This is a genomic window from Staphylococcus sp. URHA0057 (genome assembly GCF_000620265.1).
GTDB classification, from domain to species: domain Bacteria; phylum Bacillota; class Bacilli; order Staphylococcales; family Staphylococcaceae; genus Staphylococcus; species Staphylococcus pasteuri.
Window position 1 is genome coordinate 187,229 of record NZ_KK211097.1, and the last position, 22,151, is coordinate 209,379.

Genomic DNA, 22,151 nt, shown 5'->3' on the forward strand with positions numbered 1-22,151 from the left:
TTATTTGAAAATACCTGTGTATTGTTTCAATTATATAAATTGGCATATTAATATTTAAAACAGTGGTTAGTGAACTTAAGATTACCAAACTTTAATAATTATATCTACTATATTATTGAATTAATTTATGCTTTTTATTATTTGTATAATTTATATTAAGTAGCAACGCTATGTTTTTGTTTTTGAAAAAGGTAGTGGTTTAAAATGTTTTAGTTATTTAAAGTGAAAGTTAAATCAAACTGCAACTTATGAAATTCAGTACATAAGAGACTAATCTTTAAACAAAGGTATCAATTTAGTATAGAATGGGAAAAAAGAAATGAAGTTCTTCCAACAAAAATAAAGGAGGAGAAAGCACATGAAAGCAGTTGTCATATATAATCCTGGTGATTCAGAACAATTAAAATATCAAGATGTTGAAACACCTGTCGTCAAAGAAGGCTGGTCTCTAGTGAAAATAAAGGGATTTGGTATTAATCGTTCAGAAATTTTCACGAGACAAGGCTTTTCACCTTCTGTACAATTCCCGAGAATATTAGGAATTGAATGTGTAGGGGTGATTGAAGAATCAACAGATCCTAAGAGACTACCTAAAAATCAAACAGTCGTTTCTATAATGGGGGAAATGGGACGTGACTTTGATGGTAGTTATGCGCAATATGCACTATTACCTAATGAACAAATTTATCCTATAGATACTAATTTATCGTGGGAGAAGCTAGCTACTATTCCTGAAACATACTATACGGCATTCGGTTCAATGAAAAATTTAAAAATTGAACATAATGATAAAGTGCTAGTAAGAGGTGCAACTAGTGGTGTAGGCGTAGCTTTTCTTAATCTAATTAAAGCTAAATATAAAGATGTTACAGTAAGTGGTAGCACACGGGATATGAGTAAGAAGTCATTGCTTATAGAAGTAGGATTTGATGAAGTAATCGAAGATAAAGAAAATGAACTAGATACAAGTTCTGAATATGATAAAGTGTTAGAATTGGTTGGTACAGTTACCATTAAAGATAGTTTTAAACATCTTAAAGAGGGCGGAATCCTTTGTGATACAGGAATACTTGGAGGTAAGTGGTACTTAGAAGAATTTGATCCTATCTTTGATATTAAGAAAAATAGTTACCTAACAAGCTTTGTTTCAGAAAATGTTGATGAAGTAAAGATAAAAGAACTCTTTGATTATATAGAAACCAATAATATTATTGTTAAACCAGAAAAAATATTCAAACTCGATGAAGTCAATAAAGCACACGACTATTTAGAAAGCACAAATAGCTTCGGCAAAGTTATTGTGTTAAACGAATCTGAGTAAGAATGAGCTAAAAAAAGAATAGTAATAACAAAGCAGGTGGCTAATGATATAAGTCACCTGCTTTTTGTGGTTAAATGGATGAATTTTTGGGAGGAAAATAATGGAGTTTGAAATAAGGTCAAAGTTTAGTAAATAATAGTTTAAAACATTAAAGGTAATAAATATCAAAAAACTATATAAAAGTATCACAAAATTGATAAAATAGAGATTAATAGATGATAATTCAATAGGTGATATGATGGGAAACTTGTTAAAAATAGAAAATATTAAATATTCATTGGAGAATTTGGATAGTTCAGTACAAAAATGGAATTCTTCAGCAGATGGAAGATATTTATTAAGGTATCCAACTGTATACATAATTAATGATAAAAAGCGTGAAAACAATTTTGAAGTCTATGTGGGAGAAACGGCAGATATTAGAAATAGAACCAGACAACATCTTAATGCTGATACAAAGGTAAAAACTTTTTGGGAAGAATTTTCTGAATCAAATCAATCATCAATGTATGTGATTGGTCATGAGTTATTTAATAAATCGTTAACACTCGATATTGAAAATAGATTAATGCAGTATTTATTAAGCGTTGATAATATTACTAGGGTTCATAATAGTAGAACAAATCAACAGAATGAGTATTATACGTCTGACATGCTAGACGAAATTTTCTCCGAGATTTGGAAATCTTTAAATAAAGAAAATAAATCTCTATTTCCTATCGAAAGTATTATTAAGGATTCAGCTATATTCAAAGCGTCTCCTTTCCATAAATTAACTCAAGAACAAATTAATGCGAAAGAAGAAATCTTAACTAAAATTAAAGAATCAATACTTTTAGACGAAGATGGACAATTGATCATTGTTGAAGGTGAAGCGGGATCTGGAAAAACTGTTTTAATGAGTACACTACTATATGAATTAGGAAAATATCATTTGGATTTAGATAAAAATCTAGATATCCATCTTCTAGTAAATCAAAATGAGCATGTTTCAATATATAAGCAAATAGCATCTAAATTAGGTATATCTAACAAAAACAATAAAATAGTTGGTAAGCCAACGAGTTTTATTAATACGCATTCACCAGATGAAAAGGTAGATGTTGTTATTGTAGACGAGGCACATTTACTTTTAACTCAAGGTAAACAAAGTTATCAAGGTAAAAATCATCTAGATGATTTATTAGCAAGAGCTAAAGTTGTAGTAATCGTTTTTGACTTGAAACAAGTATTAACGACTGAACAAATTTGGGAAGCAGACAAACTAAACGAATATTTTGATGTTACAAAAAGTAAAAATAATCTTGTAACTTTAAAAAATCAAATGCGTATTAATAGTGATGATTCCACAGTTAAATGGATTAGAAATTTAGTAGATAATCAAACAATTAACACTATACCTAAAGATAAAAAAGGGTATGAAATTAAAATTTTTGATACGCCAGTTGATTTGGAAAATGCTATTAGAAATAAAGCACAACACACAAATAGTGGTATTTCAAGAATGCTTGCTACATTCGACTGGAAGTATAAGGACAAGCCTCCTGAAGATGAGGATTTTTGGCGCGTTAAAATTGGAAACTGGTCTATGCCATGGAATTATCAATTAAAAACTAAAAGAAACCAATCTAAATTACCATGGGTTGAACGAGAACAAACAATTGATGAAATAGGATCTACATATACTATTCAAGGATTAGATTTAAACTATGCCGGGGTTGTGATAGGACCTTCTGTTAAATATCGAGATGGTAAAATCATCTTTGATGAAAGCAGTAGTGCTAATAAAAAGGCAACTCGAAGAAGAACTTTAGAAGATGGGTCAAAACAGTACTTCTCAGATATGCTTTTAAAAAATGAATTAAATGTCTTATTAACTCGTGGTGTTAATGGATTATATATTTATGCAGTAGATGATCAATTAAGGGAAGCACTTAAAAAAGCCGCAAAGGGTGAAAATAATGGATGAAACTAAAGAAATATTAAAAGAAATCAACCAATTTAGAGATGCTCGTAATTGGAGACAATTCCATAATGAAAAAGATTTATCATTATCTATTAGCTTAGAGGCTGCTGAATTACTCGAATTATTCCAGTGGAAGTCATCTGAAGAAGTAGTAGAAAATAAGCTAGAAAGATTAGCAGAAGAACTAGCTGATGTTTTAATTTATAGTTATATGTTAGCGGATAACTTAGATTTTGATATTAATGATATTATTCGCAAGAAACTAGTGAAAAATGCTGAAAAGTACCCATTAGAAAAAAGTAAAGATAATAATTCTAAATATAATGAATTGTAGAATTGGAAATACTCTCTTTGTAATATATTGGTCTTGAACTTTTATATACAAAGAGATTTTTTTAAATTAAAACGATTATAAATGTGAATTTTTGAGTTGGTTATACATTTTTAGAGTAGAACACACAACTATTTTTTGAAAAAACATTAATATATTTTATTTATTTGTTAAAATAATGCTAAGTATATAATGATTATTTAAGGTGGGATATGATGGGACAATTAGTTAATGATACATTATCTGCATGGCTATTAATCGAATCTTTAAGTCCTGGAGAGGTAGATTATAAGACAGAAGATACATTATCTGAAGAACATTTTAAAAATTGAAATAAACAAACTCAATTACAAGCTTTTAATGAGTACTTTGATATTTGGAATGAAGAGCGTTTTGTAATATCAGATGAAAAGAGAAAAGAAGGGAATCGAATCTTTAAGTTCTATAGAAATTGTTTTCGTTATAACGAAATTAATTTAAAGATTCAAGATATTTTTAATAGTCATTCTGAAATTTTTAATCCTAACTCAACACATTGTTATGGCTATACATTTAATACTGATGAGAAAGGCTATGTTATGTTGGATAGTATACATATTCCAATGATTATGAGCGCTTTAAAGGAAATTGAAAAAGATAAAAATGCTGATATTGAAGAAAAATTTGAGGATTCAGCAGAAAAATTTAAACAGAAGTTAAATGAAATTTTAGCCGATGAACCTATTAATGAACAAAAACTTAATCAAATAGATAAGGTATACGATAAGTATTTTTCAGTTTTACCTAGTGATAGCAAAGGTTTATTTCCTCATTATGTAGCAATTGAATTTGTAGGAAAGAATGAATTACCTAAGCCAGAATTTAACAGTTTCTTTATTACAGACATAGAAATGGCTAGAAAGTCCCCTAATCAAACATTAACTAAATATATAGAAGGCATAGATAATCAACAAAGGATAGAAATTGATGAAAATAAAGAAGAAATTGAGAAATTACTACATCCATCAAATCTACCTGATGGACGTTGGCCTTCTCAAACTGAACATAGGCTTTCACTCATGCAACAAGTTGCAGTTAATCAAATAACAAGTTGCAATGAACAAATTAATTCAGTTAATGGTCCGCCTGGAACTGGAAAGACAACATTACTAAAAGATATTTTTGCGCATTTTGTGGTTGAACGTGGTAAAGAATTAGCTCAATTAAGCCACCCTAAACAAGCATTTAAACCAACTAAAATACATGAAACCGATGAGAAACCATTATATTTACTTAAAGATTCGATTGCTCGATTTAAAATGGTTGTTGCTTCAAGTAATAACGGAGCTGTTGAAAATATTTCTAAAGACTTACCTAAAATTGATGAAATAATTAGAAACCCAAATGAATGTGCATTTCCGGAGTATGAAACAGATTATGCAAAATTAACAGAAGAACTACGTGATTTTGCTAGTATAGCTCATGATTTGATTAGTGAAAGTGCGTGGGGATTATTTTCAGGTGTATTTGGAAAAAGTAAAAACATCAATGAAGTATTGAACCACTTGTTAAAAAATGATCAAGATAATGTAGGACTAGCTAAATTACTTCAAAATGAAAATAAAAAATTGAGTAATGAAGATATCAAGAATGAATGGAAAGCTCAAAAGAAAGCATTTTTAGATGAATTAGAGAATGTTCAAAATTTAAAAGAGAGATCTATTGAAGCATATGAGGTATACAAGAAATATGAAAAATCTTTAGCTAATGAAAAACATTTAAAAGAGGAAAAACAAAGATTAAGTGATAAATTAGATGAGATAGAAACAAAATTAGATAAGTATAAAGATGATATTAATCAGTTAAATAAACAAATAAATGATAAAAATAAACAGAAAGATATTATTGATGAATATTTGAAAGTAACTAGACAAAATGGTTTCATGAGTAAATTAAAATCAATATTTAGTTCTGAAACGGATGAACAATCTCAAAAATATATTGAAGAAAAGAAAGAAATTTTAGATCAAAAATATAAATTAGAAAAAGATAAAAAAACCAAAGAAAATGATGTTGTTAACAAGTCTAAAGAAAAAGAATTATTAAATAATCAATTATTAAAAGTTTATAAACAACAAAAAGATTATAATGAATCAGTTCAAAGATATAATGAGTTCTGCTCCCAGAATAGTATTACGATGCCATCAAGAGATTTTTGGAATGATGGAGAAGAAAATTATGCTAAACGACAGATGTCTAACTTATGGACTAGTGATGAATTACAGTATAGACGCGCTATGCTTTTCCTTAGAGCAATGATACTACATAAATTATTGTTAATTGCTAATTCTAAAACTATATTTGCATCTTTAAACAACTTTAAAAATCGACGTAAATTAATAGATGCAAAGCCTGAAGTAGTATATAACGCTTGGAATGTAATGCATTTAATATTTCCAATTGTTAGCACAACATTCGCAAGTTTTAAGTCTATGTATCAAGGAATTCCAAAAGATTTCATTGATTATTTGTTCATAGATGAGGCAGGTCAAGCGGTTCCGCAATCAGCTGTAGGGGCATTATATCGTTCTAAAAATGTTGTTGCTGTTGGAGACCCCATCCAAATAGAACCAGTTGTAACATTAGAAAGCCACCTGATTGATAACATTAGAAAAAGTTATAACATTCCAGAACGTTTATTATCTAAAGAAGCTTCAGTTCAGTCCGTAGCTGATTATGCTAATCAATATGGATTTTGGAAAGATGATCCTTCTGAAGAGCAACAAAAAACGTGGATTGGTATTCCGCTATGGGTACATAGACGTTGTTTAAATCCAATGTTCACAATTGCAAACCAGATTGCCTATAATAACAAAATGGTACTACCTGAATATATGAAAAAGCCAGGTAAAGCAGGATGGCATCATGTTACTGGGAAATCTATTAATAAACAATATGTAAAAGAGCATGGTAATAAGGTTGTTGAATTACTAGTTAATGACTGGAAAGAGGCGCAAAGCAACAATAAGAATGAACCAAGTTCATTTGTGATATCACCATTTTCAGCTGTTCAACAACGAGTAAAAGCGTTAGCTAAAAAAGAACTACCTAAAAATTTAAATATAGAAAAAAGTAAAATTAATGATTGGGTAGATAAATCAATAGGAACTGTTCATACATTCCAAGGTAAAGAAGCACAGAAAGTGTATTTTATTGTCGGTACAGACAATACTCAAGATGGAGCTGTTAATTGGTCATGTGAAAAACCTAATTTACTTAATGTGGCTGTCACAAGAGCTAAAAAAGAGTTTTATGTTATAGGAGACTTAAATAGAATCCACCTCAAACCATTTTATGAAATTATATATAAAGAATTGAATGTTAAAAATGGATAAAAAATACCTAATTCAATAAAAAGTTCTATTCAATTCATAAGAAACAGACTTACTACAATTAAGTTTTATAATATATAATTAATGCATGTAAAATATATATTGAACAAAATGATTATATATAGGGGTGTGTCTTGTGACGTATGAAAATAAAATAGACGAAAATAATGAGGCATCTGTTCAATCTATTGATAAAACGTGGATTGACTTTTATAAAGAACTTGCTAACAAGTTATTAAGTTATCGTAATAATAGAGAGCAATTAATACAAAATGTTAAAGATGTTTATGAATTAGCTAATATTAAATTACCTACATTAGAAAAAGATAATCAGTTAATAGACATTGATCCATTTACTGTCCTTGCATTATTAAATAAAAGCTCTTTAAAGACTTCTAATAAAATAAAAATTGCTAAGGGACTTGCAGAGGTTGTAGGGAATTAAAGCTGAGATACCTTTTGAATTTGAGAGTGTGCCAACTGTTAATAATATGAATGCAACTTTTTATGATTTTATAGGTATACGTAATGATAAAGATATAGATGAATTATGGGATTTATTCGAAGCTGCATTAGCGTATTCAAATGAGAAAAGTGAATATAATAAAAATCAATTTATTCATTACTTCGACCTTATCATTATTAAAAGAGGAATTGGAAATAGTAAGTTAACAAGTGCATTATTTTGGATTTCTCCAGAAAATTATTTGAACCTTGATAAACGAACTGTTTGGTATATTTTTAAGTCGGGGAAAATGCCCGAAGAACTAATCAATGAGTTGCCAAACGTATCTCATTATCTAACCGGTAATGATTATTTAAAATTCGTTGATACTATAAAACAATATTTATCTAGTCCTAAAACAGAGTTAAATCAAATAGTTGATTTAAGTTTTGAAGTTTGGAGATATTCAGAAGAAATAAACGAATTAAAGAGAAGAACTAGTAGTGGAGTGGTAGAAACATCTGATGCGGATAAAGATGTTGTATCAACTAGTTACTGGATGTTATCTATAGATTCAAAACAAATGGATTGGCAATCGTTTTATGACAATGGTTATGTATCAATAGGATTTGATGAATTGGAAGATTTAAGTAAGTATCCGAGTAGAGAAGATATAAATAAAAAACTTCAAAATATTTATGGCGATGATAGGAATTATACCAATGCTATAAATACAATTTATCAATTCAGTAATGAAATGAAAGAAAATGATATTATATATGTTAAAAACGAACAGAATATAATACTTGGACGAGGAACTGTCAAGTCGGATGTTAAATATTCAACCAAAGCACAATTTTTAAATATACGTTATATTGATTGGCAAACTAAAGGTGAGTGGAAGGTCGATATTGAAACAACTAATAAAATATTAGAAAATATCACATCCTATAACGACTTGATAAAAAAATTAAATATGTTAGTTAAACAAGATATCATCGATGAAATTGAACCAATGAAAGAAAGTTATCCCATTTATGAAGCTACTGATTTCTTGAGTGAAGTTTATATGGATAAAGAAGAGTATTATAAATTAGTTCAATTAATGGAAATGAAGAAAAACGTTATACTTCAAGGACCTCCAGGTGTGGGTAAAACATTTGCAGCTAAACGTTTAGCATACTCTATGATGGGAGTAAAAGATAAAAATAGAGTTAAAATGATACAATTCCATCAAAGTTATTCATATGAAGATTTTATTATGGGATTCAGACCGACTGAAAATGGATTTGAATTGCGTAATGGAACATTCTACAATTTTTGTAAACAAGCTGAGGAAGATAGTGAGAATGACTATTTCTTCATTATTGATGAAATTAATAGAGGCAATTTAAGTAAAATATTCGGCGAATTATTTATGCTAATTGAAAATGATAAACGAGGTTCTGAGCTAGAATTATTATATGCAGACGAGAATTTTTCAGTTCCACCGAATCTTTATATTATTGGAATGATGAATACTGCGGATCGAAGTTTAGCTATACTTGATTATGCACTACGCAGACGTTTTGCATTCTTTGATATGACTGAAGCATTTGATAACGCAGGATTTAAATTATATCAAGATAGTCTATCCAGTGACCAATTTGATTCTTTAATACAATGTGTTCAAAATCTAAATATTGATATTGTGAACGATGATTCTCTTGGTGCAGGATTTATTATTGGCCATAGTTACTTTAGTAATTTAAGTTATGTCACTGAACTTATATTATCGAATATTGTAGAATTTGAAATCATACCACTAATTAATGAATATTGGTTTGATGAACCATCTAAAGTAGATTTATGGTCAGAAAAATTAAGGGATTCAATAAAATGATAGAAATTAGAAATATTTATTATATGCTATCTTATGCTTTTACTGTTTTAAATGAAAATGGCTATAGAAAAGTTATGTTGGAGGATTTTGATAACGCTACCGAATTATATACAGCTATTTTAATTAAGGGTGTATCGGACCGAATTAAACGTGGTTTACATTATGAATACGTTGATAAACAAGTATCATTAACAATGGTTAAAGGGAAAATTGATATTTCAAAATCTATTAGAAATCTTGATGTCATGAATAAAAAACTCAGTTGTTCTTACGATGAATATTCAATAAATAATTATTTAAATCAAATAATTAAATCAACTATGTTACTTTTACTAAAAGAAGATATATCTAAAGACAGAAAAAAGAAATTAAAAGATTTATTAGTACATTTTGATGATGTCGATCGATTAGAATTGGGTAGTATAAATTGGAATATGCGTTTTACACGTAATAATAAGACATATAAAATGTTAATTTCTATATGTAGCTTGATTGTTGATGGATATTTACAATCGAATAATGATGGAAACAAACAGATGATGGACTTTATAGATGAACAGCGCATGTCACGTCTATATGAGAAATTTTTATTCGAATATTTTAAAAAGAGCTTCCCTCAATTAACTATAACTGCTGCACATATTCCGTGGAATTTGGATGACAATAAAACAGCAATGTTACCTACAATGAAAAGTGACATTATGATATCTGATCATAAAAATTGCTTAATCATTGATGCTAAGTATTATACTAAATCATTACAAAATTATTATGATACCTATAAAATCCATTCAGCAAATCTTTATCAGATATTCACTTATGTAAAAAACCAGGATATTAATTTACAAGAGAAGAAAGTAAGCGTAAATGTGTCAGGCATGCTTCTGTATGCTAAAACTGATGAGAAAAAATCACCTAGTAATGAATTTCAAATGAGTGGAAATCAAATTAGCGTTAAATCGTTAGACCTAAATTGTGAGTTCTCTAAGATTAAACAGCAATTAAATCAAATTATAGAAGATCATTTCGATTGTTAAAAACAATGAATATTGTATATAATGAATTATAAAATTTGTATTTATTTATAAACAGAATTAACAACATTAAGGAGAACAGATGAAAAAATTCACACCAGATAAGATAAGTGAGCGATTTTCAAATTTATTGTTATTAGCAGTTAATATTTGTATCGCTATCATAGCTATAACTTTAGTTATATTTTTATTTACCGAATGTTTTGGTTTCTTTAACAATCTATTTTTACAAGATAAAGATTTGAAATATAGTCAAGTTATCGAAGATTTATTAGTGTCATTTATGTATATTGAGTTTATCTTATTGATTATTCAATATTTCAAACATAATTATCATTTTTCATTACAATACTTTATTTATATTGGTATCACTGCAATTGTGAGAATCATTATTGTAGAACATAGTGATGCTACTGAGACTATTTTATTAGTCGCAAGTATATTTATTTTGACCATTTCATTGTATTGTTTAAGAAAATTTACCATCGATTAGATTAAAATACAGAGTTTACTTTAGAGGGAAGTTTGTGTGAAAGCACAGCTCCCTCTTTTTTATTTAGAAATTATAAGATACTGAAATTTGATGAACCCCTAGATTTCAATGATTATTATTATCTTTTTTGTCACTAGGTACTAAGCAATAAAGCGTAAGTAATATTGTAAATAATATGCCGAAATATTTTTCAATACTGTAAGGCATATCAGTTAAAGCACTAACAATAAGAACAGTTATTAAATCTACAAACATAAGTGTGAGATAAATATGTTTTCTCTTCTTTCTTTTCAAAAATGATGGAAAATACAATAAACTCAAACAAAATGGTTGGTTTTGCGACTCTGCATAGCCAACCATTTTTAATATCTAATTAAGATTTTCTAAACTCCTCAACCACGATTTTTGAACTCACCCAATCTAATCAACCACTATTTTTTATATTTATATACCAATGATTTTGGTAGGTGACAGTAGTCGTCTGGGTAGCGTTCTAGTCTGTTTTGATGCATATCAGCACTTTTAACGTAATTCGTTAGCGGTAAGACTTCGGTCGCTATAAGATGATGGTCTTCAATGGCATCAATAAACGCTTGTGCTTCTTTTAAATGTTTTGGATCTTCGCTATATAAGCCTGTTCTATATTTCAAACCAATGTCTTGGCCTTGTTGATGAAGACTATATGGATCAATAATTTCAAAAAGATATCCCATTAAGTCAGTTACAGATACTTGTTTAGGATCGAATTCTGTCTTAACAGCTTCAACATAACCATCATACTCGCCGTCTAAAGTATCGGTAATTCCATTCGCTCTACCACTTGTTGTATCGATAACACCAGGAAGTGTTCTAATATAAGCTTCCACACCATATAAACAACCGCCAGCTAAATAAACTGTTTCCATCATATCCACTCCTTTTAATTGAAAATAATTCTCAATTAAACTGTAACGAATAATTGTCAATAATTCAAATAAACAATAAAACATATTGACTACTTGTTTAAAAAGTTTTACTCTATATGTGAAATCGATTTCATATTAGGAGCTTTGTATGACCAATATTAAAGAAGTTGCCAAGAAGGCCAATGTTTCAGTTACAACAGTATCTAGGTATTTAAATGATCATCCTTATATTTCGGCAGATAAAAAAGAGAAAATTCAACAAGCTATGCGAGAGTTAGACTATATTCCTAATTCGGCTGCTACACAATTAAGATCGAATAAATCATTTACTATTGGTGTAATTGTTTCGCGCATTACTAATCCTTATTTTGCGTATTTAATTGAAGCAATAGAGAAACAACTGCGTGATACGTCATATCATACATTAATCTTACAATCGCATGACGATAAGGAAGAAGAATTACGATTAATGAATATGTTGAAACAAAAGCAAATTGATGGCGTTATCATGTGTTCTATCGAAAACGATATTAAAACGATTGAAACGTATACTGATTATGGTCCCATCGTGTTAGTAGGCGATGAGTCATTGAATTCTTCAAAAATAGGTATGATTCGTATTAAACATCAACAAGCTACATACGACGCTATTGAATTTTTAATTAATAAAGGATACAAAGAGATTGCTTACTGCACAGGTGGCAAATTCACAAAATCTCGACATGGTTCAGCTCGTAATAAAGGCTTCAAAGCAGCGATGGAAACTTATCAACTGCCTATTCAAGAACGCTATGTTTTTGAAAATATTCATACTATACAAGATGGTATAAATATTGCAGAAGAGTTATTGAATCAAAAACAGCTACCTCAGGCTATATTTACAGGTAGTGATGAAGTTGCAGCTGGATTAATTCAATATTTTACGGCACATAATGTTAATGTTCCAAAGAATATTGCAATTATAGGTTACGATAACCAACCTTTTTCAAATATGCTGAAAGTAGCATTAACAACTGTTAATCAACCAATCGATATCATAGGTGAACGGTTGGTAAGGAATTTAATTTCTATGTTAGAAGATAAAACTAGTATTCAGGAAAATGACAGTATTCAACTTAGTATTGTTGAACGTGAAAGTACATAAAAAGAGCTTTAATCAATAAGCTCTTTTAATTATCAAAAATATGGTATCGATACCATATAATAAATTGGAGGCTAATTATGGAACAACAATGGTGGAAGAAAGAAGTTATTTATCAGATATATCCTAGAAGTTTTAAAGATACAAATGACGATGGAATTGGGGACATACAAGGGATTATTAGTAAACTACCTTATTTAGCTGATTTAGGTATCACAATGATTTGGATTTGTCCTATCTATAAATCACCAATGATAGATAATGGATATGATATTTCAGACTACTTAGATATCAACTCTGAATTTGGAGATATGGCAGATTTAGATCAACTTTTCTTAGAAGCAAATCAATATAATATCAAAATCATGCTAGATCTTGTCATTAATCACACTTCAGATGAACATCCATGGTTTCAAGAAGCATACAAAAATCCTGAAAGTAAATATAGAGATTATTATATTTTCAAAGAAGGCGTAAATGGACAACCTCCTAATAATTGGCGTTCTATTTTTGGTGGAAGTGTTTGGGAAAAAGTACCTAATGAAGATCAATACTATATGCATATATTTGATAAGAAGCAACCAGATTTAAACTTTGAAAATCCAGAATTACGAAATGAAATTTATCAAATGATTAATACTTGGCTCGAAAAAGGTTTAGCAGGATTTAGAATTGATTCAATTACTTTCTTGAAAAAAGATCAAGATTTTGCAAGTTTACCTTCAGATGGTCAGGACGGTTTAGTGACATGTAAGTATAAAACACGCAATCGTCCAGGTATTGAAATATTTTTAAGAGAACTGAGAGAAAAGACATTTGATAAATATCAATGTGTGACTGTAGGTGAAGCACCTGGAGTTAAATATGATGAATTAGATGACTTTATTGGAGAAGAAGGATATTTTTCCATGATATTTGACTTTAAATATGCGGATATTGATGTTGAATCTGGTAGTGATTGGTTCAAACGAACTAATTGGAAAGTCTCTGAGTTTAAAGAATTATTATTTGAAAGCCAAGAAGCTATTCAAAAGGTAGGCTGGGGAGCTAATTTTATAGAAAATCATGATCAACCTAGAGCCATATCTAAATTAATTAAAAATAAATCATACCAAAACTATATTGGTGGAAGTGCTTTGGCGCTAATGTATTTCTTCTTAAGAGGGACACCTTTTATTTATCAAGGACAAGAAATAGGTATGACAAACTTTAATAGAACATCTATTGATCAATTTAATGATATCTCAAGTATCGATAATTATCATCGGGCAATTCAAGAAGGATTTTCAGCAGATCAAGCGCTTGAATTTGTCAATTTGCGTAGTAGAGATAATACTAGAACGCCAATGCATTGGAGTTCAGAGAGTAATGCTGGCTTTTCAGATGTGTCACCTTGGATTGAACTTAATGAAAATCACCAAGAGATTAATGTTGAAAAACAAAAGGATAAAAATGATTCACTATTTAACTTTTATCAACAAATGATTCAATTACGTAATCATTCTGAGTACTCTGAAACACTGATTTATGGAGATATTAAACCGCTTTGGAATACAAATGAAAACGTCATTAGTTATTTGAGACGTGACAATAACAATACATTCCAAATTATAGTGAATCTTTCTGATGAGTTGATAACCCAGGAAATAGATAATGAAGTACAAGACGTGACGCTAAACAATTATGAAAATCCACAGATTAATCAAGATTCAGTGAATTTAAGACCTTACGAATGTTTATTAATCAAAGTTAAATAAGGGGTGTTAGTTATGGCTAAAAATGATTACCAAAAAGTTGCAAAAGAGATTGTTCAAATTGTTGGGGAAGACAATATAGAAAGCATGACACACTGTGTAACTAGATTGCGTTTATCAGTTAGTGATCGAACTGCTATAGATGATGATAAAATTGAAGCAATTGATTTAGTTAAAGGGGTATTTTATACAGGTGGACAATATCAAATTATTTTAGGTACTGGTATTGTTAATAATGTTTTTGAAGCTATCGAAGAGCAGTATGATTTTAAAGAAGAATCCAAAAAAGAGATGGAAAAGAAAAAGCAAGGGGTTATTCAAAAGGCAATTCGTTTAATAGCTGATGTCTTTATACCTATTATTCCAATATTAGGAGCGACAGGTTTATTCCTTGGATTAAAAGGTGTTCTGTTTAATGAAAGTGTGTTGGGATTATTTGGATTGAAACCAGATATGATTCCAGAGTATATTCAAACACTCATATCTGTGTTGACTGACACAGCATTCGGATTCTTACCAGCATTTATTGCGTGGAGTGCGTTTAGAACATTTGGTGGAACACCGATTATTGGTTTTCTAATTGGATTAATGTTAGTATCTCCAGCTTTACCGAATGCTTATGAAGTTGCGGGTGGCGATGCTAAACCCATTATGGTAGCAGGTATTATACCGATTATTGGTTATCAAGGTAGTATTTTAACAGCATTATTTGCTGGTATTGTTGGGGCAAAATTAGAAAAAAGATTACGAAAGGTTATGCCTAATGCATTAGACCTTATATTTACACCTTTCTTTGTCATATTAATAGTAATGATATTCTCATTCTTTATTATGGGACCAATTGTACATGGTTTCGAAAGCTTTGGTATCACAGTAGTAAAATCATTTATAGGATTACCGTTTGGTATTGGAGGATTTTTAATTGGATTTATCTATCCGCTAGCTGTTATGACTGGTTTACATCATATGTTTATCATTGTAGAAACGTCATTATTGGCTTCAACAGGCTACAATCCTCTTATTACATTAGCTGCAATGTATGGTTTCTCCAATGCAGGGGTAACGTTAGCTTTAGCATTGAGCAGTAAAAAACCAGCATTTAAAACTGCAGGTGTAAGTGCGACTATAACTCAATTACTAGGTGTTAGTGAACCGGCATTATTTGGTGTTGTTTTACGTTCAGGAATTAAAGCTTTAGGTATTATGCTTATTTGTTCTTCACTCGGTGGTGGCATTTTAGCACTACTTCATATTAAAGCTAATTCTTATGGTTTAGCAGTTATTTTATCACCATTAATGTATATTTATGATTTTAGTCAGTTATTAACTTATGTCATTGTTGGTATATTAATCTTTATTTTAGGATTTGTTTTGACTAAAATGTTTGGAATTCCAAAAGGTGAAGATGTAGCAACAGCAAATGTTAGTACTGAATCTGTTAAAGAAGAAGCAACTATGGAAAATAATGTTGCTGGTAAACAACAATTTTTAGGTCAAGCTGCTAAAGGTGAAATCGTACCACTCAGAGATGTAGATGATCCAGTATTTTCACAAAAACTAATGGGTGAAGGATATACTATTGAACCACAAAATGGAGAAATTTATAGTCCATTAGATGGTAAAGTTGTCTTTATTTCTGATTCTAAACATGCCATTGGAATTGAAGATAAAAATGGTGTAGAAGTATTAATACACATGGGAATTGATACAGTAGAAATTAAAGAACCTGTGTTTGATATTAAAGTGAAAGAGAATGACCAAGTAAAAGCAGGTAATATGCTTGCTAATATGGATATTGAAAAAATTAAAGAACTTGGCAAAGCAACTACCGTTATGATTGTGATTACTAATTCACAAGAAAAAATCACAAACTTTGAACTGCAAAATAATAATAATAATGGAAAAGATGAGCGCGAAATTGCGTCATACTTATTACGATAATTATATTGAAAGTTATTTTTAAATATAGAAATAGCATTATCAGAATCGTTGGCATTTTAACATGTCAGCGATTTTATTTATGTTAAAGTGGGGTTGTATTAATTAAGATTATTAATTTAGGAGCAAATACATGAAACTAACATTAAACTTGCTGAATATCATTAACTATTTAGTTCTAGTTATATTGATTGTTATTAATTTTAATCGATTAAGTCAATTTGGTTTAGATATTTGTTTATATTTTCTAATTGCGAGTAACGTATTGCTTACTATTTCAATCTTGGTTTATTTTATATACAAATTGGAATCTTTTTTAATCAGTGTTTTTATTAATCTCGTTAATATAGTGATTATATTTCCAATTTTACTCTTAGTATTGTTTTAGTCACTAACATGGTAGCAAGTGCTCTCGTATTCCAGTACGAGAGCTATTTTTTGTCTTTATTATTATAGAGACATAGAACGTACCTATCATGTTCGCTATAATTGAAACCGCTATCACAAAACTGCTTAAAAACTTATAAAATAACTATGCTATTATGGAAAATAATGGTATCATAATCATAACTTGAAAACACTTTCGTATAAGAGGCTGAGACATAAAGTATTTATGCTCTGGGAAACGAATTAACGATATCCTAAGCGCTTTTGTCCGGTTCTCTCCTCGAGAGTGTTTTTTTAAAGAATATTATTTAGAATATTTTAAATTTAAGAAAAATTATGAAAGTTACATGAGGTATTTGAAATATGGGCGAGAAACAGATAATTACACCCAAAACATTTTTATTTAATGTATTAAATGGATTAGCGATAGCAATTATAGTAGGAATGATTCCCAATGCAATTTTAGGAGAATTATGTAAATATTTAAGTCAGTATAATGAAATTTTCGCTAAGATAGCTATTGTGGTTCAAGGTATTCAATATACGACTCCAATACTTACAGGCGTCATTATTGCGATACAATTTGGATTAGGACAATTACAAACCGCTGTAGTGGGTGCAGCAGCCTTTGTGGGTTCAGGAGCAACTACGATTACAGATAATAAATGGGTTATTACTGGTATAGGTGATTTAATCAACACAATGATTACAGCTGCTATTGCAGTAGGTATTATATTATTGATTAAAGATCGAGTAGAAAATTTTAATATGATTGTGTTACCTATTGTTGGGGCAGGTGTCGCTGGTTTAATTGGTTTGTTACTGTTACCTTATACTAAACTAATTACGGTTGGCATAGGTAATTTTGTTAATAGTTTAACGAATACACAACCTATTATTATGACGATATTGATTGCAATGATCTTTTCAATTCTTATAGTATCACCAATATCGTCCATAGGAATAGGTGTCGCAATTGGTATATCAGGATTAGCTGCTGGCTCTGCTGCAATTGGCGCTGGTACTTGTGCGATTGTGTTAGCTGTTGGAGCATGGCGTGTAAACAAAGTAGGTGTTCCTATTACAGTACTTCTTGGTGCAGTTAAATTAATGATGCCTAATACAATACGACATCCGATTATATTCTTACCAATTGTGTGTTCAGCCGCAGTATCAGGACTTATAGGCGGTTTGTTTAATATTAAAGGTGCACCAAATTCTGCAGGTTTTGGTTTAATTGGTTTAGTAGGACCTATTAAATCATTAGGATTATTAGACGGAGGTATGGCTAGTGGACTGGTAATAGTTGCTATTACATATATTATTGTCCCATTGGTAGCTGCGATATTCTTCAACTATTTATTTACAAAAGTCTTGAAATTATACGATTCAGAAGTGTTTGTTTTCAGATCAAAATAATAAGACAATAATAATGATATTAATATTCAATCAACGCTCTCGTATAGATCATACGGGAGCTTTTTTTATTCCTAAAATATCATATTAAAATTTGAGTGAGTCACATGCTTTAGGTATACTCATATTAAGAATAATAAAAATGCAAATGGGTTTATCTTCATATCTGTTTAAAGTAAAGACTCACCATATTAATGACAAACATTAGGGGAGATATAATATGGAAATTAATATAGATCATCCAGTTTATACGGTTCATGGTTTAATGAAAAATATTCAACCTCAAGGTATCCCAGGAACACTTTGTTTATTAGAAGATGCCATTTACTTTGAAGCGGATGGGTTTTTAAAAGGTTCTGAAATTAAAAATGTCTTTCATTTTGATGAGATTAAAAGTGTGAAATTTGGTTTATCTTTGAATCCATTTAGAATTGTTATTACTGAAAAAGAAGGCGAAAATTGGATCTTTGATTACGTGTCACGTGCAGATGGGAAGAAATTTGTAGAATTATATAATGACATCAAAGAAAGTAATTGAAACGTGCTATAGATATTAGCTACATTAAGATATATTAATTTTAAAAATATTGTCTATAATCCTATAATATAGTATTATAAAAGTATAAAAAAACACCTAGTCACTGATGGCGAATCAACAACTAGGTGTAAAACTTAGTAAACATATTCGTTGAGCTGGATAACTCGGTATATGTTATTTACTTACAGCCTATGTAATAGGTGCTCCCGTACTTCCAATACGGGGGCTATTTTTTTGTCTTTATTACTATAATGACATAGAACGTTCCTATTATGCTTACAATGATTGAAAAATCAATTTGAAGGAATATTGTCATACTTATCACCCCACTTTACTTACAAATATTCATAGGTGTATGTGATAACATATGACAAATAAGCTCACTAAGTTTTATGATTATATTATACTAAGTTAATAGATTGTTTTAAATATAATTTAACATTTGTATAGTTTCGTTTTTAATGATAGTCTAAATTTATAGATAGAACATAAATAATAAACATTAATAAAGGTTGTGTTTAGTGATGGATAGAGATTATTTATCAACAATGATACAAGCACTATATAATGATATTTTGATTGATTTGAATATTGATAAGATAAATACTTATTTTTCACCTTTGTATGTTCAAACTACTGACCACGTAACTTCTGATATTAATGAGTTTACTGAACATCTTAGGAAACTAAAAGAAGTAGTTTCAAAGCTAACAATTAAACAATTTGAAACAATGTTAATTGACGAAAATCAGAATACTGTATTCTTACGTTATAATGTTTACGTTACAAAAAAGAATGGGAATCGTGGGAAAATAGAAGTGTATGCAGAATTTAAATTTAATGAAGATGGAAAAGTAATAAGTTGTAATGAATTAACAATGCCTTATTCTGAAGAATTAAAAGGTATAGGTAGTATTAAATAAAATTATGAACATGATATTGAAGTAATCTACTAAACTTGTAAACGTTAAAGAAACAGGTCTTCCTAAAAAGAAAATTGGAAGACCTGTTTACATATCCTACTTATCTGTAACTTTCTCGCTTTTGACGGTATCCGCTAAAATGTTATCCCAAAATCCTTGAAGTTCTTCTACTGAGATATCTTTTTCATTTTTTTGTGTACCGACAAAGTCACCGTGATCCCAATTATGTTTAACAGGTGTCACTTGCCATACGCCTTTTTGAGGTTGATCTGAAGCATCCACATATTTTTGGTTGAATGGATGTTTGGCAGAAATTGTTGATACCAGTCCATCATTCTCTCGCCAAGCTTTATCATCTAGTTTACCAATAACATTTGCTGTTGTTAGATACTTAATGTTCATATGACGATCGCGTTTATAAATACCATTTTTATCTGGTTCGGTAGATTCACCTGAATATGTTTTGTATACAATATTAGGGTTTAAAGATGTCTTATTATTAAGTTCTTGTGCACCTTGAGTGGTTAAATCATATAAGCCATTGTCTTGAGTTGTCCAAAGTTTGCTGTTTTTAACGCGTTTCACGTATTCAGTATAAGATTCGTTAGGCTGTTGTTTTAATCCCCATTGTCTTAAACCAAGGTCAGAGCGGGAATGTTTACCACCTTGAGTTTTGGCATAGTCATATAGTACCTGTCTAATGATGGCTTCGTTGCCTAATTTATCTGAAGCATGTGTCCCGTTATGAGGTGTTGCAAGCGTTGTAATTGAAGAAATCATATTATCTTGTCCACCTTTATATAACGGTGAAATATCGCCACCATGTTGCTTCTGGTATTCAACCTCCTCAGGATCTCCATTACGAAGCATATCTTCTAATAGTCTAACGGTTTGTCCGCCCATACTATGACCAACTAAGTGAATTTTCTGTCCAGGTTTCCAATCTTTATAAGCACCTGCATAAGTTTTACCATAACGTTCGTGACCGTATTTTGCAGCATGTGCAGCGCCGTAATCTACAGTGCCACCTTTAATGTAATAGTATAGTTCAACAGCTCTATCATAATTGCTGCCTAATGCACTGACACTAGCTTCACTGACGTTATAACCTTTAGCACGCGCTTCTTGAGTGATTTTAAGACGATCGCCACCCCAATAATTGCTGTTATCAAGGCCGGGACCATTATCGGCAGTGTAACCATTAAAGCCATGTACAAGAATAATAGGGTCATGATTTTTATATTGAATTTGAGGCGCAACTTTATTGGTTTGGTCTTTAGCTGGTTGTACAGCTTTATCCTTAGATTTATTGTTATGTATTGCTACGGCGTTTTTTGTAAGTGTATTAATACCGTCTTTTGATTCATCATCTTTATCATTTGTTGGGCTGCTGTGCGTTTGATTACTATTATCTAACTGACTCAATTTAATATCATTTTGAGATTGAGTGTTTTTAGTTTGTGACTGATTATTCACTTCATTAGTTTTTTCTTCTGCTGCAGAAGCATCTTTAGCTGTAATATGTTGTTTTGATGATTGTTGTGACTGAGCCTCTGACGACACATCTTTATCAGAGTCTTCTTGCAGGGATGTCTTAGGGACCTCTTGTTTATCTTTGCTGTCATTAGTTTGAGTTGCTGATAGTTGATGCTCGTTAGAAGTTTGGTCTTTTTCTAATGATGGTGTTTGATCCGATTTCTCCACTTTAGTGTTAGATTGTTGGTCTGTTCTAGATTGCTCATGAGGTTGTTGTTTTTCTGAGTTTGGTTTGTCAGATTGTTTATTATCTACATATGAATCATTAGTTTGTTGGTTGTCTTTAGGTTGAAGGGAGTCTTCTTGAGTAGTCGATTCTTGATTTTGTTTTGTTGATTTTTGCTGCTGATCATCTGATTCTTTTGCAGTCTTTTCTTCATTATTATTAGGTGTTTTAGTATTTGTATTTTCACGTGAAACATCACTATTATTATTTTCTTGTTGTGAATTTAAATGTTCTTCTTTAGTTTCAGTTGTTTGCGCATTTTCATTCGCTATAGATGAAGCTTTGCTATTTTGATTATTTGAGTTCTCATTTTGTGTTTGTTCAGTTTGAGCTGAATGCTGATCTGATTGAGTTGTAGCAGTCGTTTGTGCGTTATTATTTTCGTTTTTAGTTTCATCTGCATGTGCAACACTACCGCCACCTATTAAGAGCATCGTTGCGACCATAATTGAAGATGCACCAATACTTAGTTTGCGAATACTATAAGCATGCGTTCTATTTGTCATGATTTTAGCACCTCTATTAACTAAATTTTTAAACTGTA

Annotated in this window: 15 protein-coding genes and 1 pseudogene; 14 read left to right on the forward strand and 2 right to left on the reverse strand. The window is 30.2% G+C overall.

Annotation, left to right across the window (positions count from 1 at the left end):
• Nucleotides 1-358 precede the first annotated feature (358 nt).
• The 8 genes and pseudogenes from N524_RS0112205 (at nt 359) to N524_RS0112240 (ending at nt 10,843) form a co-directional block, all read left to right on the forward strand.
• A complete protein-coding gene (locus N524_RS0112205) occupies nt 359-1,321 on the forward strand; it encodes a zinc-binding dehydrogenase (protein ID WP_029056667.1) in 963 nt (320 codons plus the stop codon).
• A gap of 238 nt (nt 1,322-1,559) precedes the next feature.
• Complete coding sequence (locus tag N524_RS0112210; protein ID WP_029056668.1) at nt 1,560-3,290, forward strand: DUF2075 domain-containing protein; 1,731 nt, start codon at nt 1,560-1,562, stop codon at nt 3,288-3,290.
• On the forward strand, nt 3,283-3,621 hold the full coding sequence (locus N524_RS0112215; RefSeq protein WP_029056669.1) for a nucleotide pyrophosphohydrolase: 339 nt from the start codon (nt 3,283-3,285) through the stop codon (nt 3,619-3,621). The genes N524_RS0112210 and N524_RS0112215 overlap by 8 nt, the downstream gene beginning before the upstream one ends.
• A gap of 212 nt (nt 3,622-3,833) precedes the next feature.
• Nucleotides 3,834-6,992 (forward strand): annotated as a pseudogene (locus tag N524_RS12990) (DEAD/DEAH box helicase).
• Nucleotides 6,993-7,125: 133 nt separating this feature from the next.
• Entirely contained in the window at nt 7,126-7,434 is a 309-nt protein-coding gene (locus tag N524_RS13320; protein ID WP_029056670.1) for a hypothetical protein, read from the forward strand.
• Between the two features lie 28 nt (nt 7,435-7,462).
• Nucleotides 7,463-9,316: an AAA family ATPase gene (locus N524_RS12995; protein ID WP_225880634.1), complete on the forward strand. Its 1,854-nt coding sequence runs from the start codon at nt 7,463-7,465 to the stop codon at nt 9,314-9,316.
• Complete coding sequence (gene mcrC / locus N524_RS0112235; RefSeq protein ID WP_029056671.1) at nt 9,313-10,353, forward strand: 5-methylcytosine-specific restriction endonuclease system specificity protein McrC; 1,041 nt, start codon at nt 9,313-9,315, stop codon at nt 10,351-10,353. The genes N524_RS12995 and mcrC overlap by 4 nt, the downstream gene beginning before the upstream one ends.
• Nucleotides 10,354-10,432: 79 nt before the next feature.
• Complete coding sequence (locus N524_RS0112240; protein WP_029056672.1) at nt 10,433-10,843, forward strand: phosphate-starvation-inducible protein PsiE; 411 nt, start codon at nt 10,433-10,435, stop codon at nt 10,841-10,843.
• Between the two features lie 431 nt (nt 10,844-11,274).
• Here the strand turns inward: N524_RS0112240 and N524_RS0112250 are convergent, their stop codons facing one another.
• Nucleotides 11,275-11,748 (reverse strand): peptide-methionine (S)-S-oxide reductase, encoded by a 474-nt coding sequence (locus N524_RS0112250; RefSeq protein WP_029056674.1) that lies wholly within the window; start codon nt 11,746-11,748, stop codon nt 11,275-11,277.
• Nucleotides 11,749-11,896: 148 nt separating this feature from the next.
• Between N524_RS0112250 and N524_RS0112255 the strand changes: the two genes are divergently transcribed.
• The 6 genes from N524_RS0112255 (at nt 11,897) to N524_RS0112280 (ending at nt 19,845) form a co-directional block, all read left to right on the forward strand.
• Nucleotides 11,897-12,892, forward strand: a complete 996-nt coding sequence (locus N524_RS0112255; protein ID WP_029056675.1) for a LacI family DNA-binding transcriptional regulator — start codon at nt 11,897-11,899, stop codon at nt 12,890-12,892.
• A gap of 77 nt (nt 12,893-12,969) precedes the next feature.
• The gene (locus N524_RS0112260; protein WP_037555828.1) at nt 12,970-14,646 is read left to right on the forward strand and encodes a glycoside hydrolase family 13 protein; all 1,677 of its coding nucleotides are present in this window, start codon (nt 12,970-12,972) and stop codon (nt 14,644-14,646) included.
• 12 nt (nt 14,647-14,658) lie between these two features.
• Nucleotides 14,659-16,584 (forward strand): PTS beta-glucoside transporter subunit IIBCA, encoded by a 1,926-nt coding sequence (locus N524_RS13000; RefSeq protein ID WP_051522848.1) that lies wholly within the window; start codon nt 14,659-14,661, stop codon nt 16,582-16,584.
• A 747-nt stretch (nt 16,585-17,331) separates the two neighbouring features.
• On the forward strand, nt 17,332-18,387 hold the full coding sequence (locus N524_RS0112270; RefSeq protein ID WP_029056677.1) for a PTS transporter subunit IIC: 1,056 nt from the start codon (nt 17,332-17,334) through the stop codon (nt 18,385-18,387).
• A 217-nt stretch (nt 18,388-18,604) separates the two neighbouring features.
• The gene (locus N524_RS0112275) at nt 18,605-18,922 is read left to right on the forward strand and encodes a hypothetical protein (protein ID WP_029056678.1); all 318 of its coding nucleotides are present in this window, start codon (nt 18,605-18,607) and stop codon (nt 18,920-18,922) included.
• A 524-nt stretch (nt 18,923-19,446) separates the two neighbouring features.
• Nucleotides 19,447-19,845 carry a hypothetical protein gene (locus N524_RS0112280; protein WP_029056679.1) on the forward strand — a complete coding sequence of 133 codons (399 nt, stop codon included), beginning with the start codon at nt 19,447-19,449 and terminating at the stop codon, nt 19,843-19,845.
• 96 nt (nt 19,846-19,941) lie between these two features.
• On the opposite strand, the gene lip is transcribed toward N524_RS0112280, so the two are convergent.
• Nucleotides 19,942-22,113 (reverse strand): YSIRK-targeted triacylglycerol lipase, encoded by a 2,172-nt coding sequence (gene lip, locus N524_RS0112285; protein WP_029056680.1) that lies wholly within the window; start codon nt 22,111-22,113, stop codon nt 19,942-19,944.
• Nucleotides 22,114-22,151: the final 38 nt, after the last annotated feature.